The 12,417-nt window shown below is 60.3% G+C and carries 10 protein-coding genes and 2 pseudogenes; 6 read left to right on the plus strand and 6 right to left on the minus strand.

Annotation, left to right across the window (positions count from 1 at the left end):
* Positions 1-126: 126 nt before the first annotated feature.
* Positions 127-696 (plus strand): annotated as a pseudogene (locus tag GWQ22_RS19280) (LysE family translocator); the annotation flags it as partial.
* 92 nt (positions 697-788) lie between these two features.
* Here the strand turns inward: GWQ22_RS19280 and fis are convergent.
* Together fis and dusB are read right to left on the minus strand one after the other, a co-directional pair.
* Entirely contained in the window at positions 789-1,085 is a 297-nt protein-coding gene (fis, locus tag GWQ22_RS19285) for a DNA-binding transcriptional regulator Fis (protein WP_005309538.1), read from the minus strand.
* A gap of 25 nt (positions 1,086-1,110) precedes the next feature.
* A complete protein-coding gene (gene dusB / locus GWQ22_RS19290) occupies positions 1,111-2,076 on the minus strand; it encodes a tRNA dihydrouridine synthase DusB (RefSeq protein ID WP_042038571.1) in 966 nt (321 codons plus the stop codon).
* A gap of 290 nt (positions 2,077-2,366) precedes the next feature.
* Here dusB and GWQ22_RS19295 point away from each other — a divergent pair, with 290 nt between their 5' ends.
* From GWQ22_RS19295 to GWQ22_RS19310, 4 genes are all read left to right on the plus strand, one after another.
* Positions 2,367-3,779 carry a TolC family protein gene (locus GWQ22_RS19295; protein ID WP_275931330.1) on the plus strand — a complete coding sequence of 471 codons (1,413 nt, stop codon included), beginning with the start codon at positions 2,367-2,369 and terminating at the stop codon, positions 3,777-3,779.
* A 73-nt stretch (positions 3,780-3,852) separates the two neighbouring features.
* Positions 3,853-4,857, plus strand: coding sequence for a biotin/lipoyl-binding protein (locus tag GWQ22_RS19300; protein WP_275931331.1), 1,005 nt, complete (start codon positions 3,853-3,855; stop codon positions 4,855-4,857).
* Positions 4,857-6,002 carry an ABC transporter permease gene (locus tag GWQ22_RS19305; protein WP_275931332.1) on the plus strand — a complete coding sequence of 382 codons (1,146 nt, stop codon included), beginning with the start codon at positions 4,857-4,859 and terminating at the stop codon, positions 6,000-6,002. Before GWQ22_RS19300 ends, GWQ22_RS19305 begins: the two co-directional genes overlap by 1 nt.
* 64 nt (positions 6,003-6,066) lie before the next feature.
* Positions 6,067-7,287, plus strand: a complete 1,221-nt coding sequence (locus tag GWQ22_RS19310) for an ABC transporter permease (protein ID WP_275931333.1) — start codon at positions 6,067-6,069, stop codon at positions 7,285-7,287.
* 59 nt (positions 7,288-7,346) lie between these two features.
* On the opposite strand, the gene GWQ22_RS19315 is transcribed toward GWQ22_RS19310, so the two are convergent.
* The 3 genes from GWQ22_RS19315 to GWQ22_RS19325 form a co-directional block, all read right to left on the minus strand.
* Positions 7,347-7,982 carry an SDR family oxidoreductase gene (locus tag GWQ22_RS19315; RefSeq protein ID WP_275931334.1) on the minus strand — a complete coding sequence of 212 codons (636 nt, stop codon included), beginning with the start codon at positions 7,980-7,982 and terminating at the stop codon, positions 7,347-7,349.
* 133 nt (positions 7,983-8,115) lie between these two features.
* A complete protein-coding gene (locus GWQ22_RS19320; protein ID WP_275931335.1) occupies positions 8,116-8,970 on the minus strand; it encodes a DnaA/Hda family protein in 855 nt (284 codons plus the stop codon).
* A gap of 71 nt (positions 8,971-9,041) precedes the next feature.
* Positions 9,042-9,728: a DnaT-like ssDNA-binding domain-containing protein gene (locus tag GWQ22_RS19325; RefSeq protein ID WP_042038579.1), complete on the minus strand. Its 687-nt coding sequence runs from the start codon at positions 9,726-9,728 to the stop codon at positions 9,042-9,044.
* A 400-nt stretch (positions 9,729-10,128) separates the two neighbouring features.
* Here GWQ22_RS19325 and GWQ22_RS19330 point away from each other — a divergent pair, with 400 nt between their 5' ends.
* A complete protein-coding gene (locus GWQ22_RS19330; protein WP_275931336.1) occupies positions 10,129-11,100 on the plus strand; it encodes a response regulator in 972 nt (323 codons plus the stop codon).
* A gap of 75 nt (positions 11,101-11,175) precedes the next feature.
* Here GWQ22_RS19330 and GWQ22_RS19335 read toward each other — a convergent pair.
* A pseudogene (locus GWQ22_RS19335) lies at positions 11,176-12,300 on the minus strand (peptide MFS transporter); the annotation flags it as partial.
* Positions 12,301-12,417 lie beyond the last annotated feature (117 nt).

Here is a 12,417-nt window from a genome sequence, read left to right on the forward strand (position 1 = left end):
AAGAAATGGACCATGCCGATCCAGAATTGGAAGCTTGCCCTAAATCGTTTTATTATCGAGTTCGGTGATCGCCTGAACGGTCACCTGTAATGGAGTGGGCAGTTACACAGAATTATTTACAGGCTCGGGCCGGACTCCCTGCTCATCATGCTGCGCAGTGGCTCTCAGGGCTGGCGGGCGGGTTCTGTGGCTGCGCTGGGGATTGGGACGGGCACCATGGTGCATGTGTTGGCGGCGGCACTGGGGTTGTCGGCTTTGTTGAGCACCTCTGCTGAGCTGTTCGTCGTCATCAAGTTGATGGGGGCGTGCTATCTGGTCTACCTGGGGCTTTCCATGTTTTGGCAAGGTGCCAAGGCTTCTTCTGCCACCAATGCTGCTGTGGCGTTGCCGGTGCTCTCTTATGGCCGGATCTATCGGCAGGGGCTGTTGACCAATGTGCTGAATCCCAAGGTTGCGCTTTTCTTCCTCGCCTTCGTGCCCCAATTTATCGCCCCCGATGCGCCGCAGAAGGCGCTGGCCTTCATCGTGCTGGGCTGCATCTTCAATTTCAATGGCATGATCTGGTGTCATCTGTTGGCATTCTCAACGGCCTATGCAAGTCGCAAGATAAGGTTGCCAGCCCGGCTGGGAGCTTGGCTCAACCGTCTGATGGGGGGACTCTTCGTGGGGATCGGTATCAAGCTGGCTACGGAGTGAGATTCTGCCATGAAAGACAACCGGGCATAGAAAAAGGCGTATCCCATCGCTGGAATACGCCTTCGTCTGCACTGTAGCAGGTCTGATCGAGATCAGTTCATGCCGTAGCGCTTGAGTTTCTTGCGCAGGGTACCACGGTTGATGCCCATCATCACAGCGGCGCGGGTTTGGTTACCGCGGGTGTATTGCATGATCACGTCCAGCATGGGAGCTTCGACTTCGGAGAGGACCATATCGTACAGATCAATCACTTCCTGACCGTTCAACTGGGCCAGATAGTTACGCAAGGCCTGTTGCACAGAGTCACGCAGGGGGCGCTGGGTCGGCTCGGCAGCGTGATTGTGAGTAGTTGTTACCAATGCATCAGAAGTCAGGGTTTGTTCGAACATATTCGGTCGGCTCTTTAGTTATGCGTTAACCTAATCCATCGAAATACGCTTCGAGTGCCTCTAGTTGTGCGTCTGCACAATCCAGGGCATTGAAGTGCTTACGGAATTCTCGGCCCGCCTCTTCTTCATCCAGGTACCAGCCCACGTGTTTACGGGCAATGCGCGCTCCCAGATATGCACCATAAAACTGGTGCAGGTTGGTTACATGCTCGTTCATCAGGGTGCGAACCTCTTCCCTTTCGGGAGGCGGCAGCTTGGTACCCGTTTCAAGAAAATGACGGATTTCCCGGAAAATCCAGGGTCGTCCTTGCGCTGCACGGCCGATCATCACGGCATCAACGCCGGTATAGTCGAGGACATACCGGGCCTTCTCCGGGCTGTCTATGTCGCCATTGGCGACAACAGGAATCGATACGGCCTGCTTAATCGCCTTAATCGTGTCGTACTCAGCGTGACCCCGGTAGAGGCAGGCACGGGTACGACCATGCACGGCGAGGGCCGCGATACCGCAATCTTCGGCGATTCGGGCGATCTCCTCGCCATTGCGGTTATCCGGATCCCATCCTGTGCGGATCTTCAAGGTAACAGGCACATCCACTGCATCCACTACGGCCCGGCAGATGGTTCTGACCAGATCGGGATGGCGCAGCAGGGCGGAACCTGCCAACTTCTTGTTCACTTTTTTTGCTGGACAACCCATGTTGATGTCGACGATCTGAGCGCCCTGCTCCACGTTGTAGCGGGCGGCAAACGCCATCATCTCGGGGTCGGCTCCGGCAATCTGGACCGATCGCAAGCCACCTTCTGCAGAGTGATCCATTCTCATCCTGGTTTTCTGGGTATCCCAGACATCCGGGTTGGCCAGCAGCATCTCGGAAACGGCCATGCCAGCGCCCAATCGCAAACAAAGTTCACGAAATGGTCGGTCTGTTACACCGGCCATGGGAGCCACAATCAAGGGAGTTTCAAGCGTGTGGGGACCTATCTGCATTCCACGGTTACCATCGGCTTAGGGCGGCGTATATTACGCATTTTTTAGTCAGGAGAAAAGGTTAGTATTTGAGCGTCAGCCATTTTTTTCTGAAAAAAACGTCGCGCCAAGGCTTGCAAATTCAGGAGTGCTTGAAAATCAGGCATATTGTCGGGGTTAGTTTACGGGGTCAAATGAGAGAGTTACTCGACGATTTGCCTGTCCCCATCCGCTTGGGGTTTGCGCTATGATAGCGAGCTTGAATCGAGCAAAGGCTCCAAACAATTTTATTACAAACAGACTGGGGATGTATGACGTCAAGGTTCATCAAATCTCTCTACCCGTGTCTGCTGGGGGTCGTGCTGGGTTCTGCTCAGGCACAGCCGGTCAGTTTCGGCGAAGCCTGGAGTCGGGTCATCCAGCAGGATGACGGACTGGCGGCGGAACAGGCTGGTGTGGATCGGGCGAAACAGTTGCGTGAGGCTGCCAAGGCCATGTATCTGCCCAAGGTGGACGTGGGGGCCAGCTATACCCACCTCGATCAGCCGATGGAACTGGACATGACGGATCTCAACCCCATTGCCAGCCATCCGGAGCTGGGCGCAGGTCTGAGCAACATACTTGGGAGCATGGGGGTACACCTCAGTCCGGATGATTTTGTCACTCCGCTGACCAAGCAGAATGTGGTGACCAGCTCGGTCAAGATGCTCTGGCCGCTGTTTACCGGCGGTCGTATTGATGCCGCGCAGGATATCCGGCAGGCGCAGGTGAGCGAGGCGCAGCAGTTGCTGGTGCTCAAACAGCAAGCCACCTTTGAGAGCCTCTCCCAGACCTATTTCGGGTTGGTACTGGCGGCGCAGGTGGTGCAGACCAAGCAGCAGATCGAGGATGGGCTGGCTCATCATCTGGATCATGCCAGAAAGCTGGAGGCTCAGGGGCAGATTGCCAAGGTCGAGCGGCTGTCGGCCCAGTCGGCCTATGACAGGGCACGCATCGATACTCAGAAGTCCCGCCGCAGCCTGGAGATTGCCCAGTTGGCACTTGGCCACATGCTCAAGCTCAAGCAGGCTGAACCCAATACCCGGCTCTTCATTAACGACAGCATGCCACAACTCGATGCCTTCGTTGAGGAAACCCTGGCGGTGCATCCCGGCCTCAAGCTGTTGGCTGCCAAGAAGGAGCAGGCTCAGGGCATGATCACGCTGGAGAAAGGCAAATATGCCCCCGAGCTGTTCCTGTTTGGTAACTACAACCTCTATGAGGATGATTCGCTGGTCTCCAAGACCACGCCGGACTGGCTGGTCGGGGTGGGCGTCAGCATGCCGCTGGTGAGCCGCGACGGCCGCTCCGAGACGGTACAAGCGGCCAAGAGCGCCGAGCTGCAGGTCAATCTGCTGCAAGCCAAGACCCGCCAGGATCTGGAGCTGCTGGTCGAGAAGACCTGGCGGGAGGCGGCGCAGGGGCTGGAAGAGTACCAGTCTCTCTCCTCCACTCAGGCGCTGGCCGAGGAGAACGTGTTGCTGCGGGATAAGGCCTTCGGTCAGGGGCTCTCTACCTCGCTGGATGTGGTCGATGCCCAGCACCAGCTGGCCGGGGTCAAGACCCAGCGCGCGGCGGCGGCCTATCAATATGTGATCTCGCTGGCGCGCCTGTTGGCGCTCTCGGGCCAGATGAACAGTTTCAGCCAATACCAGCATGGTCAGGCGATAGAGGTGAATTCATGATCGCGGCCCTGTCTGTCCCGTTTTCCATGTCTGTTTCGACCGCCAAGGGTCGCCCGTTTGTCGAGGTGAATTCATGAGTCATCCCCCCATCAAGAAGACGATGAGCCAGGTCAAGCCGCTGCTGCTGCCGTTGGCGCTGGTCCTGCTGGTGATCTGGCTGGGCTGGCGTTTCTGGCTCGCCTATCAGCCCGAGCCGGTGCGCTTGCAGGGGCAGGTTGAGGCGCAGCAGTATTCGGTCTCCTCCAAGGTGGCGGGTCGCATCGACGAGGTGCTGGTGAAGAAGGGTGACCAGCTGGCCCGGGATCAGCTGGTCTTTACTCTGGCCAGTCCCGAGATCGAGGCCAAGCTGAGCCAGGCCAAGGCGGGACAGGCTGCAGCCGGAGCCATGGCCGAGGAGGCGGAGAAGGGCGCGCGCGCGCAGCAGATCGCTGGCGCCAAGGATCAGTGGCAAAAGGCGAGGGCGGCAGCCCTGCTGCGGGCCAAGACCTATGAACGCATTGCCAGTCTGCACCGGGATGGCGTGATGCCGTTGCAGAAACGGGATGAAGCCTGGACCGCCTGGCAGGCTGCCAAGTACAGCGAAGGCATGGCCTGGCAGCAGTACCAGATGACCCTGGAAGGGGTGCGGGAAGAGACCAAGGTGGCGGCGCGCGAGCAGGCCAACATGGCGGCGGGCTCGGTGGCGGAAGTGGAGGCTTATCTGGCCGATACCCGCATCGCCAGCCCGCATGCAGGGGAGGTATCCCAGGTGCTGCTGCGCAGTGGCGAACTGGCGCCGCAGGGCTTCCCGGTGGTGACCCTGCTCGACATGCAGGATGCCTGGGCCCAGTTCCATGTGCGCGAAGATCTGCTGTCCCGCTTCTCGCTGGGCACAGAGTTCGATGCCACCATCCCGGGACTGGGTGAACAGACGGTGCGCTTCAAGGTGACTCATGTGGCTGTGATGGGGGATTTTGCCACCTGGCGCGCCACAGATACCCGTCAGGGTTTCGACATGAAAAGCTTCCTGGTGGAGGCTCGTCCCTTGCAACCGGTTGACGGTCTGCGAGTTGGCATGAGTGTGCTGGTCGAACTCTGATGAGACGTGAATGGCGGCGGTTGTGGCAGGATCCGTTCGGTCTGGCCTTGATGAGCTGGGTTCCCTTGCTGTTGATGGGGGTGCTCTGCTGGATCTTCTCGGCCGGGCTGGCCCGGGATCTCAACGTTGGTCTGGTGGATCTGGATCAGAGCGTCCTTTCCCGTCAGCTGGCGTTCTCGCTGGACGGTTCCGCCGGGCTGCGCCTTGCCAGTCAGTTCGATTCCATCGACGAGGGGGCGCGCGCGCTACGCGGCGGTGATATCTATGCCCTGGTGGTGATCCCCAACCATCTTGAGCGGGATGCCCGTCAGGGTACCCAGCCGCAGGTGACAGTGTTCAACAACGGCCAGTTCATTCTGATCGCCAAGCTGGTCAACTCGGCACTGGCGCAGGTGGTGGGCACCCTCAACGGTCAGGTAGGCGTGCTGGCCGCCATGGCCGATGGCAAGATCATGCCTGGCGCCGTGGGGCAATCCGTGCCCATCAGCAACCAGGTGACTGCGCTTTACAACATCAACTCCAGCTATGCCCAGTTCCTGCTGAGTGCCTTGTTGCCGGCGGTGTGGCAGATCCTGCTGGTGCTCTATGGGATCAACGCCCTGGCCCGCACCGATCGATTGGGCCTGGACTGGACCGGCCAAGGGGTCTGGTTCGGCCTCTGGCGCATTTTGCTGCCTCATGTGCTGATCGGGTGGGCCTGGGGTCTGGCGTGGAGCCTGCTGCTGTTCAACGCGTTTGGCTATCCGATGCAAGGCAGCTGGCTGGTGCTGACACTGGGACTGGGGCTGGCTTCGGCCGCCTGCGTCAGCATGGGGGCCTTCTTCTACGGCGTCATCCGGGATCCGGCCCGCGCCCTGTCGCTGGCGGGCGCCTATACGGCACCCGGTTTTGCCTTTATGGGCGTGACTTTTCCAGTCAGCGCCATGGGGGATTTCGCTCGCCTCTGGCGCAGCCTCCTGCCCATCTCCCACTATGTGGAGTTGCAGATAGGGCAGGCCAACTACGGCCAGCCGCTCAGTGCTGCCCTGCCCCAGTTCGGGGCCTTGCTGCTGTTCCTGCTGCCCCTGTTGCTGGTTGTTCGTCGTTACCAGCAGCAGGCCGATCGGGCGCGCCACACAGCCGATAAGGGGCCGACTTCATGCTAGGTTTTTGGGAGGTGATCCGGCTTGAACCGTGCGGCTCTGCCACGCCGGGGAAGGAGTGGATGTCATGCTAGGTTTTTGGGATCTGGTAAGGCTCGAGTGGCGTACTCTGCTGGCCGATCGGGCCATCATGCTGACCCTGTTTGGTGGCGTCTTCTTCTACTCCTTCCTCTACCCGCAGCCCTACCTGCAGCAACTGCCCAGAGAAGAGCCTGTGGTGGTGGTCAATGAGGATGGCAGTCAGCTCTCCCGTCAGCTGGAGTTCATGGCCGATGCTACCCCGCAGGTGAAACTGGTGGCACGGGCCAGCAGCCTGGAAGAGGCGCGCCAGCTGCTGATAGCAGGGAAGGGGAGCGGCATACTGCACATTCCCCGCTACTTCTATCGGGATCTGATGCAGGGCAGGAGCGTCACCCTGAGCTATGCCGGTGATGCCTCCTACTTCCTGGTCTACGGCACCATTGCCGAGGGGCTGGCGCAGGCGGGTGGTACCCTGGCAGCGCAGGTGAAGGTGGCGCGGTTGCTGAGTCATGGCGAGGCACTGCCGCAGGCTGCCATGGGCTGGAATGCGGTCGGGCTCAATGTGCTGCCCGTGTTCAACCCCACCATGGGTTATGTGAACTACGTGGTGCCAGCGGTGTTTGTGCTGATCCTGCATCAGGTGCTGCTGATGGGGACCGGGATCCTGGGGGCAACCCAGAATCACCGCAGCGGTCGCGGGGAGCCTGGCTATTGGCAGAGCGCCCCCGTGCTTGCCCTGCTGCTGGCCAGAACCCTGGTGGTGGGCGGGCTGTTCGTGCTGCCGGTGACCTACTTCTTCGGCTTCTGCTTCGATCACTACAACATAGTGCGCACCGCAGAGCCGGCCGAGTTGTGGCTGTTCACCCTGCCATTCCTGTTGGCGACCACCTGGCTTGGCATAGTGCTGGGGGCCCTGTTTACCCGGCGGGATCTGCCGACCCAGGTGGTATTGCTCTCTTCCATGCCGCTGGTCTTCCTGGCGGGTTTTATCTGGCCGCTGGAGCTGATCCCTCCTCCCCTCAACTGGCTGGCCCAGTGGGTGCCGAGCACGCCGGCCATCGAGGGCTTCTTGCGCCTCAACCAGATGGGGGCCGAGTTTGCCCAGGTTTCCCACTACTGGTGGAAGTTGTGGGGGCTGGCGCTGCTTTACGGTGGGCTGGCTTGTCTGTTGCTGCGCTGGCGTCAGCGGTCGCTTGTGGGTGAGGTGGTCGCGTCGGGCGGGGTGGCTGCGGAGACGAAAACCGAGCGTGGCCCCTCTGCCAGCTAGACGACATCAGACAGTAAAACGGTCAGCCTGGGGGCTGACCGTTTTGTTATCCGGATTGCTCACCCCCGGCTGAGGGTGGGATCGCCGATGGCGTAAATTTGTCCCACTGCCTGCTCATCGCTCAGCAGTTGCAATCCATGGGCTGCCACATCGGCACGGCGTACCAGACCGTGCACTTCGCTCCCCTGACTCAACACGGCCTGCCCGGTGGCCTCGCCATCCTGCAAGCCGGCCGGGCGAACTATGGTCCAGGTCAGCGTACTGGTCTGCAACCAGCTCTCCGCCAGACTCTTCAAACGTACCTCGTTACCGAAGGCGGCTCTGGCTCGTTCGGGCAAATATTGCCAGCTGTCACCACACCCGAGCGAGGTGACCAGCAGCAGGCGTTTGAGCCCGGCCAGCTCCATCTGATCGATTACCTGGCGGTTGCCTTGATAATCGACGGGGGCCGGTTGGCGGAAGCTACCGAGGGTCGAGATCACTCCGGCCTCGTTGCCTGCGAGTGAGCAAGCCTGCGCGACGGCCTGATGGTCGAGGGCATCTCCCTCAACGACCTCGACCCCCAATACGCGCAGCTCGGCGGCCAGCGCGGGGTTACGGACCAGGGCCACGACCCTGTGGCCCTGGCGCAGGGCGTGCTCGGTGAAGGCGCGGCCCAGCCCGCGGCTGGCTCCGAAGATAAGTGTGGTTGGCATTGTGCTGCTCCCTGTGGCGAAAGGGTTAGCCTAGAGGGTTGGCGCAGCGCTGTAAATGAGAGTTGTTTTTATTTGAGGGGCAAGCAGGGGAAATGTGGCGAGCCGCGGGCCGCTGGCCCGGGCTCGCACAGGATCAGCCGTTGTAATGGCCTATGTTGGGGCGACGGCTGGGGCCGCTCAGGTGGATGTCCACCGGATTGAACGCCTTGATCGCCTCGAAGCTGAAGTCGCCGATGGCTTGATGCAGGCTCTGCGGGCTGTGGTTGGTGATGATGATGACGCTTTTGGACAGGTTGCGCCGGCGGCGCAGCAGGTGGCCGAGGAAGCTGGACTGGCTCTCTGCCATCTTGGCGCGGTTGGCCGATACCTCGTCGATGATCAGCAGGTCGACCTCTTCCAGCGCGCGGCGGTACTGGTTGCGCTCCTCCTGATCCTGGATCACGTTGAAGAAGAGGCGATCCACGATAGAGGCCCACTGCTGGAAGATCACCGATTTTTGGTGGCGCTCGATAAGCTCATGGGCCACGGCGCCCGCCAGGGTCGACTTGCCGGTGCCGTAGTCGCCATAGATGAGCATGCAGCCGCCGCCACTCTTCTCCCAGTGCTCGAAGCCGCTGATGAAGTAGCGGGCCGTCTCCATGGGGTATTGCAGTGCCGGATCGGTGGCATCCATCTTCTCGAATACCCAGTCCGGGTTGAGGTCGGCCTGGGCGATCAGTTTCTGGATCCGCTCCTGGCGAGCGGCTTTTTGCAGCTCGCGCACCTCGGCGTTGGCCTTGGCGTCGTACTCCTTGCGCAGGGTCTCGTAGTCGTACTGGCTGCCACCAGTCTGGGCCTGCAGGCGACGAATGCGCTCCAGCAAGCCGCCCACGTGCTGGCTCAGCTCGGTGTCGTGCACCCGGTGGCCCTGTTTGGCCTTGGCGATTCTTTTGCGCTTGGCTTCGATCTCTTCCAGCTCCTGGCGCAGGGGATCTTGCGGGTCAGTCATGGAATGCTCCTTCTGCTGGGTCAGGGATGGGGTGACAAGGCACTGATTTTGCCTGCTGGCAGGGGCCGCTATCAATCATTATCCGGCGCCTGTTCCTCGGTCTGCACTTGGGCCAGCCGTTTAGCCTCTTCTATCATCTGCTGTGCCCGCTTGCTCGGGCCTGAATCTGCCGGGGCTGACGTGACCTGCTGATAACCTTTCGCCTCCATCGGCTGGCGACGGACGTACCGGCGGGTCTTGAGGGCTCGAATGAACTTGAGCATCCACTGATGCTGGGAGTCGAACACTTCGGGTCTGCCCAGCCAGTAGGCGATGAACTCCCCCAGATCCTCTTCGTTGTAGCTGGCATCGATCACTCCACACAGGCGGGCGAGGGCGGGCAGCTCCTCATCCGGACGCCACTGCAGGTGCATCTGAAAGGGGCGTTCCGGCAGCGGGCTGCGCACCTTCTGGGTCAGCAGCGGCAGCAGGAACGGGCACTGATGGTAGTGCTCACTGTCAGCCTGCGCCTCGACCTGCAGCAATCCTGCCTCCATCAGCTCGTCGAATAGCTCGGTCAGCTGGCGGGCGTTGACCTGGAAACAGAAGCCGCTGGGATCGCCGGGATCGACCACCGCCAATGACCGCCCAAGTTCGGGATAGTTGAGCCGGGCCAGCTGATTTTCCTGTACCAGTCTGCGCAGCTGCAGGGTATAGAGGCTGCGAGCCGGATGGGATAATCTGGGATGGGCAAGGGCGCTGTATTCGGCTGGTGTCATGGTGCTCTTCACGATCTGGAGTGGGGGGCATTATCCCCTATGGCGGGGTCTCATACAATTCGTGCTGCTCGGGCAGGGGCCCTGCTGGCCTCTGTTTTTCGGTCGGGAATGAGGCCTGGTTCCGCTCAGGTGGAAATAGCGGGCGTGAGATGAGCCTGGCATTCGTACCTGCATGACGCCTTTTGTGGGGGGCAGGTTGGCCACAATACCAGCATTTTCACCAAGGCCATTGTGCAGTGCGGGAGGTATTACCTGCTCTTTTTCAAATAGTTGGCGGCCAGGATAGTCATATTGCATGCCAGCCACGTCGATTATGCAATCATCTGATTGGTCAAGCCCACTCCTTATGGTCTAGGCTTATTAATCAAATAACTGATTGACTAATAAGAGCTTTATCAAGATGTCAAAAGCCGGACTACGGATCTTGGTGGTGGAAGATGAAGCGGTTTTTCGCCACTCGCTGGTAACTTATCTCGAGCATGACGGGGCGTGTGTGTTTCAGGCCGAGGATGGGATTGAAGGCCTCTCTGCCGCCGCGCTCTACCACCCCGATATAGTATTGTGCGACCTGAACATGCCCAACATGCATGGCCATGAGGTCATCGCCTGCCTGTCTGCCCGCTATCCCCATATCCCCGTCATCATCATTTCCGGGCAAAGCAAGATGGAGGCGGTAGAGCGTGCGTTGCGCGCCGGTGCCCGCGATTTTCTGCTCAAGCCGATCTCGGACTTCGACCAGGTAGGTCGCAGCATAGAGCAGTGTCTGGCGGCCAACTATGGTCACGGGCAGCAACTGGAGTTGATGGATCACATCGACTTTTTTCGCGATCACGACAAGGCGGCCACCCGTCTGCTCGCTTGGTTGAGGCCGCCCGGCTTGCAGGAGTGGGGCCCCTGGCAGGTGACGTTCGAGGGGATGGGCAACCTGTTCATTCCGGATACCTTCAAGCTGGATGACAAGCTGCTGGTGCTGGTGATGGAGCTGCCGGTCTTCGGGGTGGATGCCGCCTTCTGTGGCGCTCTGGTGCGTTCCCTGATGAATGCCCCCTATCGCCAGTTTCAGCACAAGGAGAGTCTGCTGCTGACCCAGCCGCACCGGCTGCTCGATTACCTGAACCTGCAGCTCATCGAATCCGGCTTGCGCCACTCTTTCGCCATGGCCGCCCTGCTGTTTGATCAGGAGGATGGCCTGGTGTTTGCCAATGCCGGGCTCACCTCACCGCACTGGTTGATGCGCTCCGGCGGCTTGCCGCTCGGCTTGCTGCGCAGCAGCCATTACGCGCTGCACAAACGCAGTTGGCACGAGCCGTTTGATCTGCAGTTTCGTAGCGACAGCGGCAGCGCCCTCCATGTGCAGGTTCGCCACCACTGAGGCCGATTTCGTCGCAGACAAAAACAAACAGGGCGCCCAGTGGGCGCCCTGTTTGTTCATCACAATCCGAGCCGGTTAGACGGTAGCAGACTGCAGTTTCTTGTCGTGCTCTTCTGGCTCTTTGGCAGGACCTTCGGCACCGTGCATCCAGTAGACCAGGCGGTTGGCCATGGCCAGCAGGATCAGGGCGCTGATCACGGCGGCGATGGCGATGCCGCCGAAGATGGCAATGGCGCCGGACTCACCGACGAAGGAGCCGACGAAGCCGGCGATGTAGTTGGCCAAGGCATTGAAGCCGAACCAGACTCCCATCATCAGAGAAGCCAGACGCAGCGGTGCCAGCTTGGTCACCATGGAGAGGCCGATCGGGGAGAGGCAGAGTTCACCCAGGGTGTGGAACAGGTAGGCTCCGACCAGCCAGAACATGGAGGTCTTGACGGCCTGATCGCCGCCTTGCTGCAGTACGGCACCGATCATGAACAGGAAGCCCACGGCCAGGAACAGCAGGCCCATGGCGAACTTCACCGGGGAGTTCGGCTCTTTGCTGCCGAGCTTGATCCAGATGGCCGCGACTATGGGGGCGAGCGTGATGATGAAGAAGGGGTTCAGGGACTGGAACCAGGCGGTCGGTACTTCGAAGCTGCCGATCATGCGGTCGGTATACTGCTGCGCATACAGGTTCATCAAACCACCGGCCTGTTCGAAGCCTGCCCAGAAGATGATGGTGAACAGACTCAGTACCAGGATGACCTTGATGCGATCCACTTCCTGCCTTGTCAGCGGCGCCTTCTGCTCCTTGGAGCGTTGCTCGGCGGCGCGCTGGGCGGCCGGCACACGACCTATGTCGCCCAGGAAGCGCTGCGCCATGGTGGCCTGGACTACCAGGGAGAGCAGCATGCCGATACCGGCGCTGACGAAGGCGGCCTGCCAGCCGTAAGCTGTGGCGGCGGCGCCACAGATCACACCGGCCAGCAGGGAGCCCAGGTTTATGCCCATGTAGAAGATGGTGAAGGCGCCGTCACGACGGTGGTCACCTTCCTTATACAAGTCACCCACCATGGTGGAGATGTTCGGTTTGAACAGACCGTTACCCAAGATCAACAGAGCCAGGCCCGCGTAGAAGAGGTTGTTGACCATCTCCGGGAACATGGCGTGTGGCAGGGCCAGGGTGAATTGACCCGCGGCCATGAAGTAAGCGCCCCTGAATCAGCACCTGTTTTTACTGAGATCACCTCGGCACACTGAAACCCATCGTATCTACGTTGGGATTTCCGCTATGACCACTCAAGAACGCGTTGATTTTTGGCAGCGCCAGAT

Origin of the sequence: Aeromonas sp. 1HA1, assembly GCF_029237385.1 — a bacterium.
GTDB classification, from domain to species: domain Bacteria; phylum Pseudomonadota; class Gammaproteobacteria; order Enterobacterales; family Aeromonadaceae; genus Aeromonas; species Aeromonas popoffii.

What these genes read in the sequence shown, in the direction of transcription:
- fis (WP_005309538.1), bottom strand. Translation starts at nt 1,085, where the DNA reads ATGTTCGAACAAACCCTGACTTCTGATGCATTGGTAACAACTACTCAC.
- dusB (WP_042038571.1), bottom strand. Translation starts at nt 2,076, where the DNA reads ATGCAGATAGGTCCCCACACGCTTGAAACTCCCTTGATTGTGGCTCCC.
- GWQ22_RS19295 (WP_275931330.1), top strand. Translation starts at nt 2,367, where the DNA reads ATGACGTCAAGGTTCATCAAATCTCTCTACCCGTGTCTGCTGGGGGTC.
- GWQ22_RS19300 (WP_275931331.1), top strand. Translation starts at nt 3,853, where the DNA reads ATGAGTCATCCCCCCATCAAGAAGACGATGAGCCAGGTCAAGCCGCTG.
- GWQ22_RS19305 (WP_275931332.1), top strand. Translation starts at nt 4,857, where the DNA reads ATGAGACGTGAATGGCGGCGGTTGTGGCAGGATCCGTTCGGTCTGGCC.
- GWQ22_RS19310 (WP_275931333.1), top strand. Translation starts at nt 6,067, where the DNA reads ATGCTAGGTTTTTGGGATCTGGTAAGGCTCGAGTGGCGTACTCTGCTG.
- GWQ22_RS19315 (WP_275931334.1), bottom strand. Translation starts at nt 7,982, where the DNA reads ATGCCAACCACACTTATCTTCGGAGCCAGCCGCGGGCTGGGCCGCGCC.
- GWQ22_RS19320 (WP_275931335.1), bottom strand. Translation starts at nt 8,970, where the DNA reads ATGACTGACCCGCAAGATCCCCTGCGCCAGGAGCTGGAAGAGATCGAA.
- GWQ22_RS19325 (WP_042038579.1), bottom strand. Translation starts at nt 9,728, where the DNA reads ATGACACCAGCCGAATACAGCGCCCTTGCCCATCCCAGATTATCCCAT.
- GWQ22_RS19330 (WP_275931336.1), top strand. Translation starts at nt 10,129, where the DNA reads ATGTCAAAAGCCGGACTACGGATCTTGGTGGTGGAAGATGAAGCGGTT.